The sequence below is a fragment of the Algibacter marinivivus genome, assembly GCF_003143755.1.
GTDB classification, from domain to species: domain Bacteria; phylum Bacteroidota; class Bacteroidia; order Flavobacteriales; family Flavobacteriaceae; genus Algibacter_B; species Algibacter_B marinivivus.
In genome coordinates, this window is the sequence record NZ_QFRI01000001.1 from 1,695,887 (window position 1) to 1,718,992 (window position 23,106).

16 protein-coding genes are annotated in these 23,106 nt (G+C 33.3%); 10 read left to right on the top strand and 6 right to left on the bottom strand.

Going from position 1 to position 23,106, the window contains the following annotated elements:
* The 7 genes from DIS18_RS07725 (at position 1) to xylE (ending at position 8,543) form a co-directional block, all read left to right on the top strand.
* Entirely contained in the window at positions 1-972 is a 972-nt protein-coding gene (locus tag DIS18_RS07725) for a TRAP transporter substrate-binding protein (RefSeq protein WP_109352413.1), read from the top strand.
* A 2-nt stretch (positions 973-974) separates the two neighbouring features.
* Complete coding sequence (locus tag DIS18_RS07730) at positions 975-1,466, top strand: TRAP transporter small permease (RefSeq protein WP_109352414.1); 492 nt, start codon at positions 975-977, stop codon at positions 1,464-1,466.
* A gap of 2 nt (positions 1,467-1,468) precedes the next feature.
* Positions 1,469-2,773 (top strand): TRAP transporter large permease, encoded by a 1,305-nt coding sequence (locus DIS18_RS07735; RefSeq protein WP_181364002.1) that lies wholly within the window; start codon positions 1,469-1,471, stop codon positions 2,771-2,773.
* Between the two features lie 10 nt (positions 2,774-2,783).
* Positions 2,784-3,785, top strand: coding sequence for a Kelch repeat-containing protein (locus DIS18_RS07740; protein WP_109352415.1), 1,002 nt, complete (start codon positions 2,784-2,786; stop codon positions 3,783-3,785).
* Between the two features lie 314 nt (positions 3,786-4,099).
* Positions 4,100-5,587 (top strand): xylulokinase, encoded by a 1,488-nt coding sequence (locus DIS18_RS07745; protein WP_109352416.1) that lies wholly within the window; start codon positions 4,100-4,102, stop codon positions 5,585-5,587.
* 146 nt (positions 5,588-5,733) lie between these two features.
* Entirely contained in the window at positions 5,734-7,050 is a 1,317-nt protein-coding gene (gene xylA, locus DIS18_RS07750) for a xylose isomerase (RefSeq protein ID WP_109352417.1), read from the top strand.
* A gap of 68 nt (positions 7,051-7,118) precedes the next feature.
* Positions 7,119-8,543, top strand: a complete 1,425-nt coding sequence (xylE, locus tag DIS18_RS07755; RefSeq protein WP_109352418.1) for a D-xylose transporter XylE — start codon at positions 7,119-7,121, stop codon at positions 8,541-8,543.
* A gap of 44 nt (positions 8,544-8,587) precedes the next feature.
* On the opposite strand, the gene DIS18_RS07760 is transcribed toward xylE, so the two are convergent.
* The 6 genes from DIS18_RS07760 to DIS18_RS07785 are packed head-to-tail and all read right to left on the bottom strand — an operon-like array spanning position 8,588 to position 14,598.
* Positions 8,588-9,619 carry a Gfo/Idh/MocA family protein gene (locus DIS18_RS07760; protein ID WP_109352419.1) on the bottom strand — a complete coding sequence of 344 codons (1,032 nt, stop codon included), beginning with the start codon at positions 9,617-9,619 and terminating at the stop codon, positions 8,588-8,590.
* Positions 9,612-10,874, bottom strand: a complete 1,263-nt coding sequence (locus DIS18_RS07765) for an MFS transporter (RefSeq protein WP_109352420.1) — start codon at positions 10,872-10,874, stop codon at positions 9,612-9,614. Before DIS18_RS07765 ends, DIS18_RS07760 begins: the two co-directional genes overlap by 8 nt.
* A 1-nt stretch (position 10,875) precedes the next feature.
* Positions 10,876-12,276: a four-carbon acid sugar kinase family protein gene (locus tag DIS18_RS07770; protein WP_109352421.1), complete on the bottom strand. Its 1,401-nt coding sequence runs from the start codon at positions 12,274-12,276 to the stop codon at positions 10,876-10,878.
* The gene (locus tag DIS18_RS07775) at positions 12,276-12,911 is read right to left on the bottom strand and encodes a cyclase family protein (RefSeq protein WP_109352422.1); all 636 of its coding nucleotides are present in this window, start codon (positions 12,909-12,911) and stop codon (positions 12,276-12,278) included. The genes DIS18_RS07770 and DIS18_RS07775 overlap by 1 nt, the downstream gene beginning before the upstream one ends.
* Positions 12,912-12,917: 6 nt before the next feature.
* Entirely contained in the window at positions 12,918-13,964 is a 1,047-nt protein-coding gene (locus tag DIS18_RS07780; RefSeq protein WP_109352423.1) for a tartrate dehydrogenase, read from the bottom strand.
* Positions 13,965-13,974: 10 nt separating this feature from the next.
* A complete protein-coding gene (locus DIS18_RS07785; protein ID WP_109352424.1) occupies positions 13,975-14,598 on the bottom strand; it encodes a GntR family transcriptional regulator in 624 nt (207 codons plus the stop codon).
* Positions 14,599-14,905: 307 nt separating this feature from the next.
* Here DIS18_RS07785 and DIS18_RS07790 point away from each other — a divergent pair, with 307 nt between their 5' ends.
* Genes DIS18_RS07790 through DIS18_RS07800 form a run of 3 tightly spaced genes read left to right on the top strand, consistent with a single transcriptional unit; the run spans position 14,906 to position 23,083 of the window.
* A complete protein-coding gene (locus DIS18_RS07790; protein ID WP_109352425.1) occupies positions 14,906-18,067 on the top strand; it encodes a SusC/RagA family TonB-linked outer membrane protein in 3,162 nt (1,053 codons plus the stop codon).
* 12 nt (positions 18,068-18,079) lie between these two features.
* Positions 18,080-20,008: a RagB/SusD family nutrient uptake outer membrane protein gene (locus DIS18_RS07795; protein WP_109352426.1), complete on the top strand. Its 1,929-nt coding sequence runs from the start codon at positions 18,080-18,082 to the stop codon at positions 20,006-20,008.
* Positions 20,009-20,047: 39 nt separating this feature from the next.
* The gene (locus tag DIS18_RS07800) at positions 20,048-23,083 is read left to right on the top strand and encodes a SusC/RagA family TonB-linked outer membrane protein (protein WP_109352427.1); all 3,036 of its coding nucleotides are present in this window, start codon (positions 20,048-20,050) and stop codon (positions 23,081-23,083) included.
* Positions 23,084-23,106 lie beyond the last annotated feature (23 nt).

Here is a 23,106-nt window from a genome sequence, read left to right on the forward strand (position 1 = left end):
ATGAAACAATTTATTTTAGTGTGTATTCTAGCTATTGCATTTACGTCATGCAAAAAGGAATCGGATACACAAACATTATACCTAGCACACACTTTACCTCAAGGACACCCTGTTCATAAAGGAATTTTGGAGTTTAAAAAAGCACTAAACGAAAAGTCTGGTGGTAAAATGAATGTTAAGGTATTTCCTGATGGTCAGTTAGGTTCAGAGCGTGAGGTTCTTGAGCTTCTACAAATAGGAAGCGTAGCTATTACTAAAGTTAGTGCAGCAACATTGTCTAATTTTGTGCCAGAATATCATGTATTAGGAATCCCTTATTTATTCAGAGATAAACAGCATCAGTTTGATGTTTTAGAAGGTGATGTAGGTAAATCTATTTTAGAAAAAGGAAGTAAATTTTGGTTAAGAGGCTTAGGTTATTATGATGCTGGGAGTAGAAGTTTTTATACCTCTAACAAAGCAATAAGAACTCCGGAAGATTTAAAAGGCTTAAAAATTAGAGTGATGAATAATCAAATGGCTATTAATATGGTGAATGCTTTGGGAGGATCGGCAACACCAATGGCTTATGGAGAGTTATATACAGCTATACAACAAGGCGTTGTTGATGGTGCTGAGAACAATCCACCATCATTTGTATCATCTAACCATTATGAAGTTAGTAAATATTATACGCTAGATCAACATTCTTCTGTGCCCGATGTTTTATTAATCGGAACTAAGTATTGGGATAAACTTACGGAAGAAGAGAAGCAATGGGTTCAAGAGGCTATGGATGAATCTGTACAAGCTCAAAAAAAATTCTGGAATGAATCAGTTGAGGAGTCTATGACTATCGCAAAAAAGGCAGGTGTTGAAGTTATTATTCCTGAAAAATCATTATTTCAAGAGCAATCAAAATCTGTTTTAGAGGCTTTTATGAAAGAGCATCCAGAAATGAATGATCTAATTAGTAAAATTAAAAATCAATAATTATGAAAACAGCAGATATTATTTTTAATAAGACATGTAAGGTTATGGAAATTATCCTAGTTTTTATTTTTGGATTATTGGTTATAGATGTTTTAGGGCAAGTATTCTCAAGATATATTTTAAATACGTCTTTTGCCTTTACAGAAGAATTAGCACGTTTTTCACTAATATGGATGTCAATCTTAGGTGCGGCTTATTTAAATGCAAAACGTCTCCATTTATCAATGGATTTTTTATATCAAAAGTTTTCACCTAAAACAAGAAAAAAGGCGTTGATTTTTATTGAAATATGCATTTTTGCCTTTGCACTTATTGTTATGGTTATAGGTGGTTTTAATCTTGTTTATACAACGTTACATTTAGGGCAGTTATCTGGTACACTTCGTATACCTTTAGGATATATTTATGCTATTTTGCCTATAAGTGGATTATTGATTATGTGGTTCTCTGTTTATCATATGTTTAAAATTAATGCTAACGAAATAACTGAATAATCATGAGTATAGAAGTGATAAGTATTATAGTATTATTTGCCAGTTTTTTTACTTTATTAATGCTTAAAGTACCAGTGGCATATAGTATTGGTATCTCAACAACGATAAGTTTATTATTAAATATTGATAAATTACCAGGGTTAACGACTGTTGCCCAACGAATGACCACGGGTATTGATAGTTTTGCGCTTTTAGCCATACCATTTTTTGTTTTGGCTGGTGAAATTATGAAACGCGGTGGAATAGCAAACCGATTGATAAATTTTGCAAAATCATTAGTGGCAAGTTTACCAGGAGGTTTGGCTTATGTAAATGTATTAGCATCGATGTTATTCGGAGCTATTTCAGGTTCAGCAATTGCAGCAACATCTGCAATAGGTAGTATTATGACAGATAGGATGGAAGAGGAAGGTTATCCAAGAGAATTTAGCGCTTCAGTAAATATTACTTCATCTACAACAGGGTTATTAATTCCGCCGAGTAATATTTTAATAGTTTATGCTTTAGCAAGTGGAGGTACTGCATCTGTAGCGGCATTATTTATAGCAGGCTATTTACCAGGTATCTTACTTGGAGTTGCTATTATGAGTTATATAGCATTTGTTGCCATAACACGAAAGTTTGCAAAAGGAAGTCGTGTGCCATTAGCATTAATTTGGACTTATTTTAGAAAAGCCTTTTTTAGTCTCTTATTATTAGTTATTGTTGTTGGTGGTATTGTGGCTGGTATTTTTACAGCTACTGAAGCATCAGCTATAGCGGTTTTATACGCTGCTGTTTTGGCTTTAGTTTATGGAGATATCACTACTAAAGATTTTCCAGATATACTATTAACAAGTGCTAAAACAACTGCTGTGGTGATGTTTTTAATTTGTACATCTATGGCTATGTCTTGGTTGTTTTCTTTTGAAGGTATTCCAGAACTTATAAGCGGGTTTTTATTAGAACAATTCAGTAATAAAATTGTAATATTTCTAGTGATTAATTTAGTTTTATTAATCATCGGAACCTTTATGGATATGACACCTGCTGTTTTAATATTTACACCAATATTTTTACCAGTAGTTGTTGCTTTAGGTATGCACCCTGTACATTTTGGTATTGTTCTAGTATTAAATCTATGTATAGGTTTATGTACACCACCTGTTGGAACTATTCTATTTGTAGGTAGTGGTATTGCTAATGTTTCAGTATCTCAAGTTGTTAAACCATTATTACCGTTTTTACTAATTATGGTTATTGTACTATTACTAATAACTTATATTCCAGAAATTTCTATGTATTTACCAAGGTTGTTTGATTTGTAAATATTATTAGATGAAATTGCAACAAATAATAATTATATGTTGCCTGTTTTTGCAACCAGAATTAACGTTTTCTCAAGATTCTTCATTGCAAGGGAAATGGGAAACGATTAATACTGTTAACACTCCTGAAGCTCGTCACGAAAATAGTTTTGTGCGTGTAAAACATAAGTTTTACTTACTTGGTGGTCGTGGTATTAAACCAGTTTCAATTTATAATACAAGAACTAATACTTGGAGTAAGGGTGCAAAACCACCAATAGAAATTCATCATTTTCAAGCTGTAATGTATAAGGGTAATGTCTATGTTTTTGGAGCTATGACTGGTAAATATCCATACGAAACACCGCTGTCCAATATTTTAATCTATAATCCTAAAAATAATATTTGGACTGAAGGTGTAGAAATCCCAAAAGAAAGACGAAGGGGGTCTGCAGGTGTCGTTATTCAAAAAAACAAAGCCTATATTGTTAGTGGTATAGTTGATGGTCATAATAGTAAGCATGTACCTTGGTTAGATGTCTATGATTTTAAAACAGAACAATGGACAGTCTTAAAAGATGCACCAAGATCAAGAGATCATTTTCATGCAGCTATTATAAAAGGTGAAATTTATGCAGCTGGAGGTAGAAACTCTTCCTATGCTACAAAGCAAACTTTTCATTTAACAATTCCTGAAGTTGATGTTTATAATATAAAAACGGGTAATTGGTATACTTTACCACTAAAAAATAATATAAAAACGCAACGAGCTGGAGCATCATGTGTTGTTCTTGGAGGTGATTTGATTTTTATTGGAGGAGAAAGTTTTTTACAAAAACACGCTCATAGTGAAGTTGATGCTTATAATATAAAAAATAAAGCATGGAGAAAGCTTACTAATTTAAATAGAGGGAGACATGGTTCTCAGGCAATAGTCTACAAAAATAGTATATACATTGTTGCTGGAAGTGGAAATAGAGGTGGTAAACCTGAATTAGATTCTATGGAAAAGTTTACTTTTTTAGATCATTAAAATCTATAAGAAAAAGAATTTTCTTGATACCATTTCGCTATAAAGTATAAGGAGTGTTATTTAAATAATTAAATCAGCACAGTACAGGATATGATATACTTTTTAAAAAGTTAACATTGTTCTTCAAAATATTTTAATGTCCCTTAAAAAGTTAATTTATTTAATTATAGTTGTATTTTTCCTTTGATGGTTTGCATGCGGTATCAAATACAGAAAAGGAAAGGTCTTGGTTTAAAGAAATAATTGGAGCTAGATTTAAAGACCAACTTAAAGTTTAAAAAACAAACAAAATAATATTAAGAGTTTATCTATAAATGAATTATTACTTAGGATTAGATATAGGAAGTTCATCTATTAAAGCAGCTTTAGTAGAAGTTGAATCTGGTAAAAGTTTAGGCGTTGTTCAAGAACCTAAAGAAGAAATGGGTATGTATGCGGCAAAGAATGGATGGGCAGAACAAAATCCAAATGATTGGTGGCAGTATATATGTAATGCCATAAGAGTTTTGAAAACAAAATACAACGTTAACAAAAACCAAATAAAAGGTATTGGTATTTCATATCAAATGCATGGGTTGGTTGTTATAGATAAAGACGGAAATCCTTTGCGCAAAAGTATTATTTGGTGTGATAGTAGAGCTGTAGGAATAGGCAGTACAGCTTTTAATGAGATTGGAAATGATACCTGTGCCACTAGCCTTTTAAATTCTCCAGCAAATTTTACAGCTTCAAAGTTAAAATGGGTAAAAGACAACGAACCAGATATTTACAACAAGATTTATAAATTTATGCTACCTGGAGACTATGTAGCGTATAAGTTTTCAAACACAATAAACACGACTATTTCGGGACTTTCAGAAGGTGTTTTCTGGGATTTTAAAGAAGATAGCGTTGCCGATTTTCTTTTAGAACATTACGGTATAGATAAAGCCTTGGTGCCAGACATTGTTGAAACATTTGGCGTACAATCTATTGTTGATGAAAAAGGAGAATCAGAAAGTGGTATTGCTGTTGGAACGCCTATTTTTTACAGAGCAGGTGATCAACCAAATAATGCCCTGTCATTAAACGTTTTTAATCCAGGCGAAGTTGCTGCAACAGGAGGTACATCAGGTGTGGTTTATGCGGTAACAGAAAGTTTATCAGCCAAAGAAAGTTCTCGAGTAAATAATTTTGCACACGTAAATTATCAAAAAGGAACAGACCCAAGAATTGGCAAATTATTATGTGTTAATGGCGCAGGTATTCAGTACCGCTGGTTGCTTAATAATTTAGCCGTAAGTTCTTATGAAGAGATGAATAATTTAGCTTCAGAAATTCCAGTTGGGTCAGATGGGGTGTGTTTAATTCCTTTCGGCAATGGCGCAGAGCGTATGCTAAATAATAAAGAAATAGGAACTCGTATCGTAAACATGAATTTAAACAACCACCACAAAGGCCACATGTGTAGAGCAGCCCTGGAAGGCATCGCGTTTTCATTTGTGTACGGTATGGAAATCATGACGTCCGATGGCATAAAACCAAGCGTCATTCGTGCAGGAAACGACAATCTATTTCGTTCAGAGATTTTCGCAAACACCGTAGCCACTTTAATCGAGCAAGAAATAGAAATTTATAACACCACAGGTGCCATAGGGGCAGCAAGAGCAGCAAATTTGCACAACGGCGATTTTGAAGCCTTCGGAAAAGTGATTATGGATAATGATCACGTTATGACATTCATGCCGTTTAAAGACAAGAATCCTTATTTAAAAGCATATAATAATTGGAAAAAAGAACTGGAACTCATATTAAATAAATAGTATTTGGGCGTTACCACAGGGGTCGGGCTTTCACTACTCGCTCCCTCCTAAAAAGTCGGGGAGCTCAAACAGACCGTTCAATCCCTAACGCACAACAGAACTAAAAACAAACAAATAAACAATTAAACGAATAAACACATTTCAAAATGGCAGCAAAAGAATACTTTAAAGGAATAAATAAAATAAAATTTGAAGGTAAAGAGTCAGATAATCCATTAGCATTTAAATACTACAATCCAGATCAGGTAGTTGCAGGAAAAAAAATGAGCGAATGGTTTAAGTTTTCAATAGCATATTGGCATACTTTCTGTGGTCAAGGATCTGATCCATTTGGTCCAGGTACACAAAACTTTGATTGGGATCAATCCTCAGATCCTATTCAGGCAGCAAAAGATAAAGCAGATGCTGCTTTCGAATTTATTGGTAAAATGGGCTTTGATTATTTCTGTTTTCACGATTTCGATTTAATCCAAGAAGGAGCGACCTTTGCAGAATCAGAACAACGATTAGAAACCATTACAGATTACATCAAAGAAAAGCAAGCTACAAGTGGTGTTAAACTATTATGGGGTACAGCAAACTGTTTTTCAAACCCACGCTACATGAATGGCGCTTCAACAAATCCAGATTTTGATGTCGTAGCCAGAGCAGGAGGACAAATAAAATTAGCTTTAGATGCAACAATCAAATTAGGAGGGGAAAATTACGTATTCTGGGGAGGTAGAGAAGGTTATATGTCTTTGTTGAATACTGATATGGGGCGTGAGTTAGACCACATGGGACAATTTTTAGGTATGGCAAGAGATTATGCACGTAGCCAAGGATTTAAAGGAAACTTCTTTATTGAGCCAAAACCTATGGAACCATCAAAACACCAGTACGATTTTGATACAGCAACAGCTATCGGGTTCTTAAAAGAATACGGATTAGATAAAGATTTCAAAATAAATATTGAAGTAAATCACGCTACTTTAGCACAACACACGTTTCAACACGAAATTGAAACAGCTGCAAAAGCAGGCATGTTAGGAAGTTTAGATGCCAATAGAGGTGATTACCAAAACGGATGGGATACAGATCAGTTTCCTAATAACATTCAAGAAACTACTGAGGCCATGTTAGTTTTCCTTAAAGCTGGAGGCTTACAAGGTGGTGGTGTTAATTTTGATGCTAAAATTAGAAGAAACTCAACCGATTTGGACGATGTATTCCACGCGCATATTGGTGGTGCAGATACTTTTGCTCGTGCTTTATTAATTGCAGATAAAATCATAACTTCATCGCCTTACGAAAAATTAAGAAAAGAACGTTACAGTTCTTTTGATTCAGGTAAAGGAAAAGATTTTGAAAACGGGAAATTAAGTTTACAAGATTTATATAAAATCGCTCAAGAAAATGGTGAGTTACAATTAAAAAGTGGTAAACAAGAGTTGTTCGAGAATATTATTAATCAATATATATAATAGCCATAAGATGTTTCAGGTTTTAAAACCTGAAACATCTTTAAATATTAACTAACTAAACATAAATTATGGGAACATCAAAAAATTCAGGATATTTAATAAAACTTACCTTAGTGGCTACACTAGGAGGGCTCTTATTTGGTTATGACACAGGTGTTATTTCTGGAACTGTAGGTTCTTTAGATAGCTTTTTTGTAGAACCTAAAGGCTTATCAGAAGCAGCAGCTAATGCCTTTAAGGGATTTCTAGTGGCAAGTGCTCTAATTGGTTGTATTATTGGTGGTATTTTTGGTGGACTTGTAAGTAAAAAATTAGGTAGAAAAAAAGGATTAATTCTTGCTGCGATATTATTTTTAATCTCTGCTTTGGGATCTGCAATGCCAGAGATGTTAATTGCTCCTATTGGAGAATTAGACCATACGTTTTCTACAATTTTTATCTGTTATAGAATTATAGGTGGTATAGGTGTTGGTTTAGCATCTATGTTATCTCCACTTTATATTGCAGAAATTGCACCTGCCGACAGTAGGGGTAAATTGGTGTCTTTTAATCAACTGGCAATTGTTGGTGGTTTTATGGTTGTTTACTTTGTAAACTATTTTATTTCAAGAGGCGGAGGTTCAGATGAATGGTTAAATGAAGTAGGCTGGAGATGGATGTTTGCTTCAGAAGTTATTCCTGCAGGATTGTTTTTAGGCTTATTGTTTTTCGTACCAGATACACCACGTTCTTTAATGCTTAAAAATAAACCAGAAGAAGCATTAGATGTTCTTAAAAAAGTAAACGGAGAGGAAGAAGGTAATAGAATTTTAGCTGAAATTAAAAGCTCAGTTACTGAAACTGAAAGCTCTGGAAAATTATTGTCATATGGTTGGGGTATTATACTTATTGGTATTGCGCTTTCTGTGTTCCAACAATTTGTAGGTATAAATGTAGTATTGTATTATGCTCCAGAGATATTTAAATCTATTGACCCTAATACTGATGGTGCTTTGTTATTAACCATTATTGTTGGTATTGTAAACTTCTTATTTACAATTATAGCCGTTAAAACAGTTGATAAGCGTGGAAGAAAACCGTTAATGCTTATTGGCGCATTGGGTATGGCTGTGGCTATGTTAGCTCTAGGATTTGTGTTTTTCTCTGGCGCAACTGGGTATTTAGCTTTAGCATGTATGATGCTTTATGTAGCAAGTTTTGCTTTAAGTTGGGGGCCTGTAGTTTGGGTATTACTTTCAGAAATATTTCCAAATAAAATTAGAGGTAAAGCTATGGCGGTTGCGGTAGCAGCACAATGGATTTCTAATTATTTAGTATCATTAACCTTTCCTATGATGAACGATAATACAGCTTTAACTGAACAATTTAATCATGGTTTTGCGTATTGGGTTTATGGTATCATGTCATTACTAGCTATGTGGTTTGTTTGGAAATTTGTACCAGAAACTAAAGGTAAAACTTTAGAAGAAATGGAGAGCCTTTGGAAAAAATAATATAGAAAAATATAAACATTTACTAAAGAGCTAAATCTATATTTTTAGCTCTTTAAGTATACTGGAGCATTAATTTCTGATGATTTATAGATTGCTTCTTGAACTTGTAATGTTTTTAAGTAGTTTTCACCGTTAGTTTCAAAAGTTTCTCCAGAAATTAGTTTATCAATAAAGTCTCTTTGAAAAATATAACAACAATCCCCTGCAAAACCTATATCATTGTGCATGTAGTTATGCTGTTTTTCTTTTTCTCCCAATTTTTGAACTGTAATAGTTCCATCTGAGTATAAACGAATAGAACCTTTTGATCCATCAATTAAATATTCACCAAAGGTGTATCTAGACTTTTTGAAATTATTTTCATTATAGCGATTTGCATCCCAAATAGCATGCGAATTATTTTCGAAGTTTAAAACTAAAAATCCTGAATCTTCACCTTTTATAACAGGATTTAAACGCTTTAAAATAGCATAAGCACTTGTTACTTCTCCTGCATGATAACGAAAGGTGTCAATAAAATGTACACCTGTTTCATATACAAGAAGTTTTTTGTAATCTCTAAAATAAGGCTGTCTTCCTAAATAGGCATTTTCACCCCAACCATCTCCCATACGAGATCTAAAATTAAGACTGAATAAACTGCCAACTTCATCATTATTTATAATATTTTTTATTTCGCGATGCCAAGGTTGAAATCTAAAATTTTCATGTACTACAAAACGAACACCTTTTGAAGCAACATAGTCAACAATCTTTTTTGACTCTTCGTAAGTTGGAGCTAAGGGTTTCTGACATATAATATGAACACCATTATCTGCGGCAAATTTGCACATTTCAAAATGTGTTTCTGGTGGCGTAATAATATCTACAAAATCTGGTTTTTCCTTAAGAATCATTTCTTTATAATCTGTATAATGATTCATTATTCCATAGGGTTCCATGATGTTTTTTGCACGCTCTAAGTTAGAATTGCAAAGTGCTGTAATTTTTACTTCATGGATACGAGTCCAAGCTTCGTATTGAAACTTACTAAAATACCCTGCGCCTATGGCAACACCTTTTAGTTTATTATTCATTACTAATTGCTTTAGAAGAATCCATAAATAGCCAGCAAAAAATAGCCACAAAACCTAAAAAAGCAGCAACATAGAAAAACGGTTCATTTGATCCGGTCCAATCTAATAAATAAGGAAAAGCTAGTGCTGTAGAAAACGCCCCTAGATTTCCGGCCATATTCATCATTCCAGATACTTTTCCAGAATGTTCTTTCCCAATATCCATACAAAAGGACCATGAGGGACTTAAGGTCATATCTGCTCCAAAAATGGCTACTGATAAACATAATACGGCTCCTAGAGCGGTTTCCATATATAAACTAGAAAGTATACCAATAACCACAAATACAAAGCCTATGATAGCAGGTATTTGTCTAGACAATTTCCACTTTCCTTTTTTATAAATAGCATCTACAGTATAACCAGAAACCCAGTTTCCTAATGCACCTGCTAGAAGAGGTAACATAGCATAGAATCCTGTTGTTACTAAATTTAATCCATATTTTGCTTTTATATAAGGGAATAACCACGTTAGTGTAAAAAAGAAAATAAAGTTACTTCCAATATATTGAATCATGGCTAGAATAACATTCTTGGAACCAAGAATACGATTTAATGGTAAATTTGTTTTTGTTTCTTCTACTTCTTGTTGACGATTTTTTATTATGTATTGCTTTTCGGAATCAGAAATACCTTTATGTTCTTCTGGTTTATTTCTAAATAAGAAGTAGAATGCCAAAGCACATAGAATTCCTATAGCTCCAAAAAAATAGAATATATTCCGCCAACCCCAAGCATCAATTAAATAGGCTACAAGAGGTAAAGCAAAAGCGGCACCAAGTCTTGAACCTGAAAAATTTATACCTTGAAAAATGCCACGTTCTTTTAATGGTACCCATGAAAAGGCTGCTCTAGAAATGTTAGGAAAGGCACCGGCTTCTCCAGCACCAAATATAAATCTAAAAAACACCATGGATATATAATTCCATGCTAGTCCTGTAAATGCTGTGAAAATGGACCATAAAATCATGATTGAAGTCATGACTTTGCGCACACCAAATTTATCGCCCAAAGCACCTCCAGGTACTTGAAATAAAGCATATCCTAAAGCAAAAGCACTTAAAACCCAGCCCATTTGAATATCGGTAAGAACTAAATCATTACTTATTGCATCTTTAGCAGATGAGATACAAACGCGGTCTATATACAGTAATAAAGTAATGAAGAAAGAGCCTGCAAAGAAACCGTATCTTTTTTTTGGAATACTTGTATTCATATTAATTTAGCTTTTGGATTAGTGTTAAAAGGGAATCTTCACTTCCTACATTACCAGGAAATACGATATACGGCAATTCAGGAAACTTGGTCTCTTTTCCCATTGACCAAAGAGGGATACCATATTCTATTTGACCTAAGACTTTTGAGCGCTTCATGCCTAAGCCTTTTGTTGCTATATCATGAGAGGTGATACCACCTTTGGCTAATACATATTTTGGACGGACTTGTATGCCCTTTATTATAGCGACTAAACTATTTGATATTTTTGATGCTATGTTGATATTAGATGTTGTATCTTTTCCAGAGATTAGTTTTCTGCTAGTGTAAACAATAACATCATTTCCTTGCTTTATATGGTCTTCTATTTTAGAAACTAAAGATTGAATATATGAGTTTGTTTGTCCATTTAAAATGATGTCGACATCAACTTCAATGGCACTTTCTTTTTCAAAATGATTTAAAACTGAATTAAGTTGAATAGAGGACTTGTTAACATAAGAGCCTACAATGATTAAACCTCCAGGTTTATTATTGGTTTTAAAGAGTTCTTTAGGATACAATAAACCTTTAGGTTTTTGTCCGATGTAGGAAGGAACAAAAGAACTTGAAGTTCTAAAAAATATAGTTTTCCCTAATTTCTCAGCTAACAAAATAGCTTGTGAAAATTTATCTAAATCATTGTAATTTAAAGCGTTTACAATACAGTATTGATTTGGCTTCAACGCTTTTATTTGCTTGCTTAGTGATATTACATCAAGTAATCTTATGGTATCAATACTGAATGAATTAACATCAGAAGCTTTTATCTTCCCATTTGTCTTTTCTTCTATGTATCCTTTTAAATTTGCATTGGAATACTTAAAAGTATGATCTTTTGCAAACGGTGTCTCATTTACAGGGGTAAGCTGCTTGTTATCTAAAATATAGTGAGTATCATTTACTGTAATACGACCACCTTCAAACATTACAGGAATAAATAAGGTAATGGCTTCTTTTTCTGAAATAACTTGTTTAATAATTTCGATTTCAGAAAAATGACCTCGTAATGTTGAATCACTACGACTAATAATTGTGAATTTTCTATTCGTAATTTGTGAAGCCTCAGCAATATTTTTAGATATTTGCTTAAATATTTCTAAAGATTTTTTTTCGGATAAACTTCTAGAATTTGTTAAGATGAAAAATACTGGAGTTTCATTTTTAAATTCATTTATAATGGTTTCTTTATCCCAATGGCTTAATAATGGAATATCATAAACTGTTTGATTACCAGTGGGGTCATCATCAACTACAATACAGGTTCTATTTAATTGTTTAAAAAGGTTGTAATTCATGCCTCTATGGTTAGAGACATCCTCTTTAGGTAGCTGTTTAGTTATATTTAGTAAATCAGTACTCATTAATATTTTTCTATGGCTATGACTCTTGCAGGTGCCCCATCTCCACCAGAAATTTTTAATGGTAAAGCTATGAGTTCAATACAATTTGATTGTAAAGCTTCAATATTAGTAAGTCCTTCAATAATAACAACACTTTTTAGTAGTACTTCATGGATTTTAGTAACTTCTTCAATGTTGTTTACATCAGCAACTGAAGGTGGTTCAACACCAATCATTTTCACTTTATTTTCAACACACCAATTAGCTAGTTCTTCACTTATTCTTGGTAGTTCATCTCTATACTTTTGGGTATTTACATATTGTGACCAACCAGTCCAAAAAATGAGACTATCTCCTTCAGAAAATTTTTCTAGAATTTTTTCAGGAATATGATTAGAATATATTAAACCCTTGGAAACAACATCTCGAGCATCTATTACCCATGCTTTCCCAACAAAATCAGAAATAGGTATTTTATCAATAGTTTGATTACTTACATTAAAATGAATTGGGGCATCCATATGGGTTCCGCAATGTGAGTAGAATGTTAATGTACTTGCATTCCATCCATCTTTTTCAATGATTTTACTGGTTTCTTTAGAAAAACCAGTAAAATCATTAGTAAAATTTAGTGTAAGATCGACTATAGTATTCATGTACTGTTATAAATTTTTTATAACAGCATCAGCCACATCAGAAGTGCTTGCATTACCTCCTAAGTCTTTTGTTAATACACCCGAAGATGTGCTTTTATCAATGGCTTCCATTATATTATTGGCTGCTTCAGTTTCTCCCAAATGTTCTAGCATTATAGCAGCAGACCAAATCTGACCGTAAGGGTTAGCTATATTTTGTCCGGCAATATCAGGAGCTGACCCATGGATAGGTTCAAACATAGATGGGAACTCTTTTTCAGGGTTTATATTTCCGCTACCTCCAAGGCCTAAACTCCCCATAACAGCACCACCTAAATCACTTAAAATATCACCAAAAAGATTCGTGGTTAAAACCACATCAAAAATTTCAGGTTTAAGAACAAAACTAGCTGTTGAATTATCTATATACATCTGATCATGCTGAACATCTGGATATTCTAAAGCTACTTCTTTAATAACCCGATCCCAATAAGATAAACTATTAATTAAGGTATTAGACTTGGTTATATGAGTTACTTTATGTCTCCTCTTTCTAGCTAATTTGAACGCATAATGTGCTACTCTTTCAATACCTTTTCTAGTAAAAATACTAGTATCTAGTCCCATCCCATTAGCCTCGTCTGGTAAATATTGACCACCCATTTGTACAAACTCACCTTCTGTGTTTTCTCTAACAATAACAAAATCTATGTGTTTTTCAGTTCTTAAAGGTCTAGTTACACCAGGGTAGGTTCTTACTGGTCTATAATTAACATACTGATCAAAACTTGTACGTACTTTAAAAGTATAATCTTTAGCCGGTAGTGTGTCATCTACAGCTGGTAATCCAACCGAACCAAAATAAACTGCATCAAATTCTTTTAAGGTTTCTAAACCGTCATCAGGCAAGAATTTATCGTTTTTAATGTAGTATCCTGCCCCCCAATCAAATGTTTTTGATGTGACATTGAAATTATGCTTTTTAGCAACTGCTTCTAATACTCTATATCCTTCTGGAACAATTTCATTTCCTATACCATCTCCGGGTACAACTGCAATGTTATAATTTTTCACTTTTTAGTTTTTATTGATTAAATAATAATTCTCGCGATTTTTTAATGTGTAATCTTGCTAAATTTTCTGCCTCATTAGCGTTTCCAGAAGCAATAGCTTTTATAATTTTAAAGTGTTCTTGTAATGTTTCTTCTGGAGGTCTAACTAGTCCATGACCAATAACTTTATCATGTATTTTACCAAAGAAGTATATTTTGTCAAGAGGTGAATTACCTGTAAGTTTAATTAGTAATGAATGAAATTTTTCATCTGCTTTTGAATAAGCTTTAATGTTGATTTTTTCTTTATTCAAGAAAGAAGTAAAACAATCTTCAAGTTGTTTAATAATTTTATCATCTTTTGAAAGCGCTAACAAACGTGCAGCCATTCCTTCAAGAGCTTCTCGACATATATATATATCTACAATCTCTTTTTTATTTAAAGCTTTAACATACATGCCTCTCCTTGGAATACTTTCTACTAAATATTCGTTTTCTAGAGCTAATAAAGCTTTCATTAAAGGTGTTCTGCTAACACCTAACGATTCAGCTATTTTTTCTTGAACTATTTTTTCGCCTTGTTTTAATTCGCCATTAAGAATCATCTCTTTTAACTTTAGATATATAGGCTGACTTATGTTATTATGTTCAATCATAACTTTTTACATCAATTAAAATGTATTTTGTATACAAAATACAAAAATACAAATGTTTATTTTATTATATGCTAAGATTTTTTTTTTTTATTTTTGAATAAAACATCACTTGTAAAAGCATGATTTACACCTATTTAATTACTATTAAATATCTGTTTTAATCATACAGTTCGAAAAGATTGTAATAATCAGTACAGTACAGGATACCTGAGTAAGTAGTTATTTGTAAAATTGTGGTAAAATTGTTGTGATTCGGTTTTATTACTAATGTTTCATAATGATTAATTAACTAGTAAAACTAAATTATATGTTAAAACTAAAACTGAAAATGAAGCAACAAACTAAAAACCGATGTTTTGTTTCTGTAATGGCATTTGCAATAATGTTGGTGTTCTCCAGCTTTACTGCAGCTAATTTACATGCTCAAGAGAGGGTTTCAGGTACTGTTACAGATGCTAACGGTGTGCCTCTACCTGGGGTTAGTGTTATACAAAAAGGAACTTCTAGAGGTGCCTCGGCTGATTTTGATGGAAACTATTCACTTGAATTAACTTTAGGAGAAAAAACTTTAGTGTTTTCTTATCTAGGTTTTAAAACGGTAGAAATTCCAGTAAATGGACAAACAACCATTAATGTTAGCCTAGAAGAGGACGTGGCAAGTCTTGATGAAGTAGTTGTTATAGGTTATGGTACTCAGAAAAAAGAGAGCGTTGTAGCTGCTATTACTCAGATGAAGGGTGAGGATTTAATGGAAAGGACAGCTGGTATAGCCAATGTTGAAGAAGCATTGCAAGGAAATTTACCAGGTGTTACTGCTATACAAGGTAGTGGTGTTCCTGGTCAAGATAACACAAGGATTTTTATTCGTGGTAGAAGTTCATGGAATGGTAATGGGGATCCTCTTGTGCTTGTGGATGGTGTTAAGAGGACGATGAGCGACATAGATATGAATGATATTGAAAACCTATCGGTACTTAAAGATGCTTCTGCTACGGCAGTTTTTGGTGTAGAAGGAGCTAACGGGGTAATATTAATTACCACTAAACGAGGTCAGGTAGGGAAAGCAGAACTGTCGTTAAGTGTAAATACAACCATCAAAACGGTTTCTCAATTACCAGAAAAATTAGATTCTTATGATGGTCTAATAGAGGCAAATAGTGCTATTTTAAGAGGAATAGCTCAAGCTCCGAATACATGGAGGAATTATACGCCATTGGCTATTGTAGATAGATATCGTAACCCTGCTAGTTTAGAAGAAAGTTATATATACCCTAATGTTGATTGGGAAGATGAATTGTTAAAAGATTTTGCACAAGATTATAGAGTTAACCTGTCTGTACGAGGTGGTAACAAAACGGCTAAATATTTTGGTAGTTTGGCTTATCAAACTGTAGAAGATATTTTTGATGGAGGTAAATACGATAATGGAAGAGGCTATTTAGGTGAGTATCGATATGATAGATTCAACTTTAGATCTAATATCGATTTTAATATTACAAATACTACTGAGTTGTCTGTTAATCTAGCTGGTTTTTTGGGTATTAGAGAGAATCCTGGTTCAATAGGTAATGTAACTAATGGACTTTACCTAATAGCGCCAAGTCTTTATCCGCCTGTATATCCAGATGGAGTGTATGGGAACCCTTTTAGTTATTTTAATGTATACGTAAACCCTGTTCAGACTTTACAAGCTCAGGGTTATGACACTTTTAGGGAATTTCAAGTCAATACAGATTTTATATTAAAACAAAAATTAGACTTTATAACTGAAGGCTTGTCTTTTCAAGGCCGATTTTCTTTAGATAACTCTCAAAGAGGTAGGCAAAATTTAAATGATGGAGGTGTAATTTTTAGGGTTTACGATGGTGATGTAGAGAGTCTTCTTATTCCAGATACCAATACTAGATTTGGTTATGTTCAACCACCTTGGACTTTAGAATCTGTAGATTCTTCAACCGCAGAGCAGAACCAACGATCACGTCAAATGGTATACGATTTTTCATTTAATTACAACAGGACGTTTGCTGAAAAGCATAACCTGACCGCTTTATTCTTAGTTAGAAGGCAGGAGCGTGCAACGGGTAGTGTTTTTCCAATATACCGTGAAGATTGGGTAGGAAGAGTGACTTATAATTATGATTCAAGATACTTTTTAGATATTAACGGTGCTTACAATGGCTCTGAAAAATTTGGCCCAGGATTTCGTTTCGACTTATTCCCATCTCTAGCAGCAGGTTGGACAGTGTCAAACGAAGCCTTTATGGAAAATGTAGATTGGTTAAATTTGCTAAAATTTAGAGGATCTTATGGTATTGTTGGTGATGATAATTTTGGTGGTAGATTCCGATATTTTTCCAGATGGGAGTCTGGTGCATCTGCATTTTTAGTACCAAGTTCATATCAAGGTAATACAGGAAGATCGCCTTACACGTTTTACAGAGAAGCTGTAGTAGGTAATCCAAACCTTCAGTGGGAGTCAGCTACTAAGTATAATATAGGTGCTGAGTTCAACTTATTTGACGGTTTATTAACTGGAGAGATAGATTATTTTGCAGAAGATCGTGATAATATTGGGATTACAGGTGCTGGAATTCAGACTTTACCAAATTTCTTTGGAGCAACACCTCCAGATATTAATAAAGGTGTTGTTGAGGTAAGGGGTTATGAAATTGTGTTAGGTTCCAGTTATACTTTTGGTAACGGTTTAAATATATTTGGCGATTTTAATTTTACACAAGCCATAGATAAAGTAATAGTAAGAGATGATCCATTTTTTCAACCCGATCACCTAAAAGATGCTGGATATACAATTGGGCAAAGAAGAACAGCCATTCCAGCTGGGATATTGACAAGTTGGGACGATGTTTATATGTCAACACCACAAAATGAAAATCAAAATTTAACACGTGTTGGGTATTATGATGTTGTAGATTTTGATGGAGACGGTGTTTATAATGGTAATTTTGATAATGCACCTTTTGGTTATCCTGAACAACCGCAAAGAACTTGGAGTGCTACTCTAGGTGCTCGATACAAAGGTTTTAGTATTTCAGCGCAGTTGTACGGTACGCAAAATGCATCTAGATTGTTTAGTAACAATACCTTTAGTAATTCAACACCTTTAATCTTTACACAAGATTTAGATTATTGGACTGTTGATAATCCAAATAATACTGATACTCAACCATCATTTGGAGTCCGTGGTGCAACTAATCCTAGAGATAACTGGTTGGATGGCTCATTAACAAGGCTTAGATCAGTTTCTTTATCTTATGATATACCAAAAAAGACATGTGAAAAACTGGGGCTGAAGAAACTTCAAGTTTTTGCAAATGGAAATAACCTGTTCTTATGGTCTGATATGCCTGATGATAGAGAGTTTAACACAGGTGGAGCAAATCAAGGACAGCAAAGAGGGGATTACCCTACCTTAAAGAGATTTAACTTTGGTTTTAATATGAATTTTTAAAAAAAAGAAATAATGAAAAACTATAAATTAAAAATATTAATAATCTTAGGACTCGTATTCTCGTTTTCATGCGAGGACTATTTAGATGTGGCACCAGAGTTAGTCATAGAGCAAGAAGATGTTTTTTCTACCTTTAAAAATGCGCAAGGTTTTGTTGAAGAAATGTATTCCTTAGTAGTGTCTTATGAACAGCAAACACATACCTTTCAAGATTTTCTTCTGGGTGATGATGGATTTGTTGATAGACCTACAAAAGCTAGTGGCGATATTGATGCAGGAAGATTCAATTCTGTAATAAATGATAATTTTTGTTACTTAAATAACCACTATAATGCTAATTATGGATCTACAGGGACTAACTCTGCTAATGTTGAGAACACTAATGTTTTTAATAGACAGAGACCTGGGGTATATGATGGTAGCTTGCGTGGTATTCGAAAAGCTAATATTGTAATTGATAATGTAGAAAGTGCTGAAAATGGAGGGTTAGATTTAATGGTAAATGCTACTCAAGCCGAAAAAGATGTTATCCTTGGGCAAGCTTATTTTTTTAGAGCATTTTTCCATAATGAGATTATGAAGTTTTGGGGGCGTTACCCATATATTGATAGAGTATTAATAGATGATTTTGCAATACCACGTCCAGAGACTTACAAAGAAGTTGCTTTACTAGCTAACGAAGATTACAAAAAAGCCGTTGAATTATTACCTGTAGATTGGGATAATGAGGCTTATGGACAACTAACACGAGGCGAAAATAAGGGTAGGCTTACAAAAGGTACAGCATATGCTTTTCAAGGTAAAAATCTACTTCTTGCAGCTAGCCCCTTAATGAAAGGTAACAATGCAAGTATAAATACATATGACTATGATACAGAGTTGTGTGATATGGCAGTTGATGCTTTTGCTGGAATACTTAAATTAGCTGATCAAGGGCGTTATGCTTTAGCTACTACATTGGAAGAATTAGATGAAGTGTTTTGGAAATCGCCAGCACCTGGTTCATGGCCAGGAAGTACAGAATTTATATTTGCTGCAACTGGAGGTAGTACTGTACAGGCTACAAGATTTATGGCATCAGGAGTAAATAGAGCTATTCACTCCAATTCTGCTGGATATGAAGTAATTAGTCCTACACATAATTTTATTCATAACAATTTTGGTATGGCTAATGGACTATCTATTGAAGAAGATCAAAAACTTCCTGCAGGCCAAAGATTATTTGATGAAACTAGACCTTTTGAAAACCGTGATCCACGTTTTTATAAATGGCATATCATTGATGGAGATATTATAGACGCAGGAGCTGAGGATCCTAATCATGTAGCTGCCCAACTTTGGTTTGAATCTCCTTCTGTAAAAGGTTTTCACCGTAGTACTGGTGCTGAAAACATCAAAATAGTAAACAATACAGGGTATATGTGGACCAAATTTTATCCTAAAGTTGATGGTAAGTATCATAGTAGATGGAATCCTATTATAAATCAATACGTCGGAGTACGATTGCATATGAGACTTACAGATGTTTATTTAATGTATGCAGAAGCATTACATGCATCTAAGGGAGCAACTACAGCACCAGGGTCTTACAGTTTAACTGCTGTGGGGGCTGTTAATTTATTCCGTAATAGAGCAGGTATTCCTAATGTGGCTCCTAATATAGTTTCTGATAATAACAAGTTTATGGATGAACTACGAAGAGAAAGAGCTGTTGAGTTAAGTTATGAAGCACATAGATGGGTAGATATTAGACGATGGGGACTAGCCCATTTAGATAAATATAGAAGAAAATTAGCCTTAGATTTTCCGCAAGACAGAAGTAGTTTTACAGAAACGCTTCTTGTAGATAGAATTTGTGAGTTTCCTCAGCATTATTGGTTACCATTTCCAGTTGAGCAAACACTAATTTACGAAGGCTTCCCTCAAAACCCAGGGTGGTAGTCTTTTACAAATTCGTTTTAATTAAAATAAACAAAAAAAATGAAGATAAATAAATTATATAGGTTGTTTACTCTAGTTAGCTTAATCTTGTTATGCTTTTGTAATGTTACAATAGCTCAAACAAATGGTACAGAAGTAACAGCAACTGTGGTTGATGAACAAGGTAACCCTATAAGCGGCGTTGATGTTTTTAGCCCTAAAGGAGGTAAGGCATCTTCTGATGTTAATGGACAGTTTAAAATCAAATTATTAGATGATGAATCTGTTGTACTTGAAAAAAAGGGCTATGAATCAGTGATTATTGCAGTATCTGATTTAATTGGTAATATTACCATGGAGAAATCTCTTTTTCTCGCTTCGGAAGATGACGAAATAAAGATGGGAGTTGCCACTAAATATAGACGCAATATTATAGGTGCGGTATCGTCAATTAATACCCAAGATCGATTAACTTATGATAATACACAATTTGTAAGAAATTATATTAACGGACTTATGTTAGGTGTAAGAGGCTCTGATAATATTAGAGGTATAGGGAACGCTGTTTTTGTTATTGATGGCGTAATTGGTCGTGATCCTAACATCCTGAATATGGAAGAGGTTGAGCAGATAACGGTACTTAAAGATGCTAATTCAGTTGCCTTGTACGGTAGTCAAGGAAGAAATGGTGTTATCGTTATTAATACTAGGCGTGGAAAAGCTAATAAAAAAGAAGTTAAAGTTAATGTACGCTCTAGTATTAGTGTACCTATTTCTTTACCTAATTATTTGAGTTCAGCGCCATATATGCAACTTTTTAATGAAGCTAGAAATAATGACGGGTTAGATAATTTTTATGACCCAGCACTTATTCAAGAGTTTAGATCAGGTTCTAATAAATTTAAATACCCAGATTTAGATTTATATTCAAGTGAATATGTGCAGCCTTTTGTGAATTCTACAAATATAATAACTGAGTTTTCTGGTGGTAATGATAAAAATCAGTATTATGTTAATGTGGGTTGGAATCGTAATGAGGCATGGGTTAATATTAATGATGATATAAATGCAGGAACTAATCGTTTTAATGTAAGAGGTAACTTAGATTTTAAAATAAATGATTGGATTACAAGTAGTCTAGATGGTATTGCTATTATAAGTTCTAACAAGTCTTCTAGAGCTAATTTGTTGAGTGCTGCGACTACTTTAAGACCTAATACATATTCACCATTTTTGCCTATAGATTTAATAGACACTAGCGACCCCACAGTTGCTGGACAATTACAAGCTGCAAATACGTTTAATGGGATGCTTTTAGGTTCAACTCAACAGTTTGGGGCAGATGCTCCTATAGCTTTAGCTATTGCTGGTGGTTATAGAGATACAGTGTTTCGTTCTACTCAGTTTAACAACACAATCAATTTTGATTTAGATAGAATAACTAAAGGTTTGTCAGCCAAAACTTATGTAAGTTTTGATTTTTATGATTCTTATAATTTATCTATAAATAATCAATTTAAAACTTATGAGCCAACTTGGGAAGGCGATAGAATAACAAGTCTTGGTGTTTTTGGAGAAGATATAAAAGATCAAACTGAAAATGTTACTACCAATGGTTTTATATCTCGATTTGGTTTTTACGGACTAATAAATTACGATACCACTTTTGCTAAGGATCATTCTTTGAATACCACTTTATTAGGTTTTTATAATTCACAAAGGCAAAATGATGTTATTCAAACAGATGTTGATGCGCACTTAGGATTTCAAATGACTTATGACTACAAAAAGAAATTATTTTTTGATTTTACAGGGACATATACTAATTCTATAAAACTAGCTGAAGGAAATAGAGGTGCTTTATCACCAACTTCGGGTATAGCTTACATTATAAGTGAAGAACCATTTTTGAAGAACAGTAAATTTATTAACTACCTTAAGTTAAAGGCTTCAGGAGGTATTATAAAGTCTGATCAAGGGATTGATGGTTACTATTTATATGATTTAAACTATTCTAGTGGAAGCAATATTAATTGGGCTGATGGAAATTCTAATCGCAGACAAGATATTACACAAGGAGAGAATCTTGATTTAACATTTGAAGAGCGTATAGACTTAAACATTGGTTTAGAAACGTATTTAATGAATTCTATGTGGTTAGAGTTTAATTATTTTAAATCAGAACTTGATAAGCAAGTAGGATTTTTGAATGACCAATATCCATCTTTTTACAATAACTTCAGACCATATAATAATTTCGATAAGAACTTATACACTGGTTTTGAAATAGGTATGAATTTCAATAAAACTTATCAAGATTTTTCAGTTAGTTTAGGTGCAAACTTGCTATATAGTCAAACCGAAAGGGCTAAAAGATCTGAAGTCTTTGCTGAAGACTATCTACAAACACAAGGAACAGAGATTTCTACAATTTTCGGATTAGTTGATCAAGGTTTTTATGCTGAAACAGATTTCAATACAGATGTAAATGGTAATAGAGTTTTGAATGCTGGTTTACCTGTGCCTCAATTTGGTAGCGTTCAACCAGGAGATATAAAATATCAAGATCAAAATGGGGACAATATTATTGATAATGATGACAGAATTGCTATTGGGCAAGCTAGCAGCCCTTGGACATATGGGGTAAACCTTAACTTAAAGTATAAAAGTTTTAACTTTTTTGTTTTGGCCACAGGTCAATCTGGAGCAGACGGTAATAAGTTAAGTAGTAGTTTTAACCAATATTATTCAGTTGATGGTAATGATAAATACTCAGAAGTTGTTTTAGGACGATGGACACCAGAAACTGCAAGTACGGCAACTTATCCAAGGTTATCATCACAAACAAATCAAAATAATTTTAGAACATCTACGTTTTGGTTGTTTGACACGAGTTTCTTTACAATTAACCGTGCTCAGATAACTTATGAATTTCAGGATACTTTTTGTAATAAACTAGGTATTGAGGATTTAAGTTTAAATCTTTCTGGAACTAATTTGTTTGAAATAGGCGAAAATAAAGATGTTCGTCGTTTAAGAATAGGAACAACACCTCTGTCTAGAGCTTATACTCTTGGTTTGAGAATGTCATTTTAATATAATTAGAAAATTAAGATAAA

Bases quoted from the DNA above. Each gene is read 5' to 3' on its own strand.
- DIS18_RS07785 (WP_109352424.1), bottom strand. From the start codon at position 14,598: ATGATTGAACATAATAACATAAGTCAGCCTATATATCTAAAGTTAAAA.
- DIS18_RS07770 (WP_109352421.1), bottom strand. From the start codon at position 12,276: ATGAGTACTGATTTACTAAATATAACTAAACAGCTACCTAAAGAGGAT.
- DIS18_RS07800 (WP_109352427.1), top strand. From the start codon at position 20,048: ATGAAGATAAATAAATTATATAGGTTGTTTACTCTAGTTAGCTTAATC.
- xylA (WP_109352417.1), top strand. From the start codon at position 5,734: ATGGCAGCAAAAGAATACTTTAAAGGAATAAATAAAATAAAATTTGAA.
- xylE (WP_109352418.1), top strand. From the start codon at position 7,119: ATGGGAACATCAAAAAATTCAGGATATTTAATAAAACTTACCTTAGTG.
- DIS18_RS07745 (WP_109352416.1), top strand. From the start codon at position 4,100: ATGAATTATTACTTAGGATTAGATATAGGAAGTTCATCTATTAAAGCA.
- DIS18_RS07730 (WP_109352414.1), top strand. From the start codon at position 975: ATGAAAACAGCAGATATTATTTTTAATAAGACATGTAAGGTTATGGAA.
- DIS18_RS07760 (WP_109352419.1), bottom strand. From the start codon at position 9,619: ATGAATAATAAACTAAAAGGTGTTGCCATAGGCGCAGGGTATTTTAGT.
- DIS18_RS07765 (WP_109352420.1), bottom strand. From the start codon at position 10,874: ATGAATACAAGTATTCCAAAAAAAAGATACGGTTTCTTTGCAGGCTCT.
- DIS18_RS07725 (WP_109352413.1), top strand. From the start codon at position 1: ATGAAACAATTTATTTTAGTGTGTATTCTAGCTATTGCATTTACGTCA.
- DIS18_RS07735 (WP_181364002.1), top strand. From the start codon at position 1,469: ATGAGTATAGAAGTGATAAGTATTATAGTATTATTTGCCAGTTTTTTT.
- DIS18_RS07790 (WP_109352425.1), top strand. From the start codon at position 14,906: ATGTTAAAACTAAAACTGAAAATGAAGCAACAAACTAAAAACCGATGT.
- DIS18_RS07775 (WP_109352422.1), bottom strand. From the start codon at position 12,911: ATGAATACTATAGTCGATCTTACACTAAATTTTACTAATGATTTTACT.
- DIS18_RS07795 (WP_109352426.1), top strand. From the start codon at position 18,080: ATGAAAAACTATAAATTAAAAATATTAATAATCTTAGGACTCGTATTC.
- DIS18_RS07740 (WP_109352415.1), top strand. From the start codon at position 2,784: ATGAAATTGCAACAAATAATAATTATATGTTGCCTGTTTTTGCAACCA.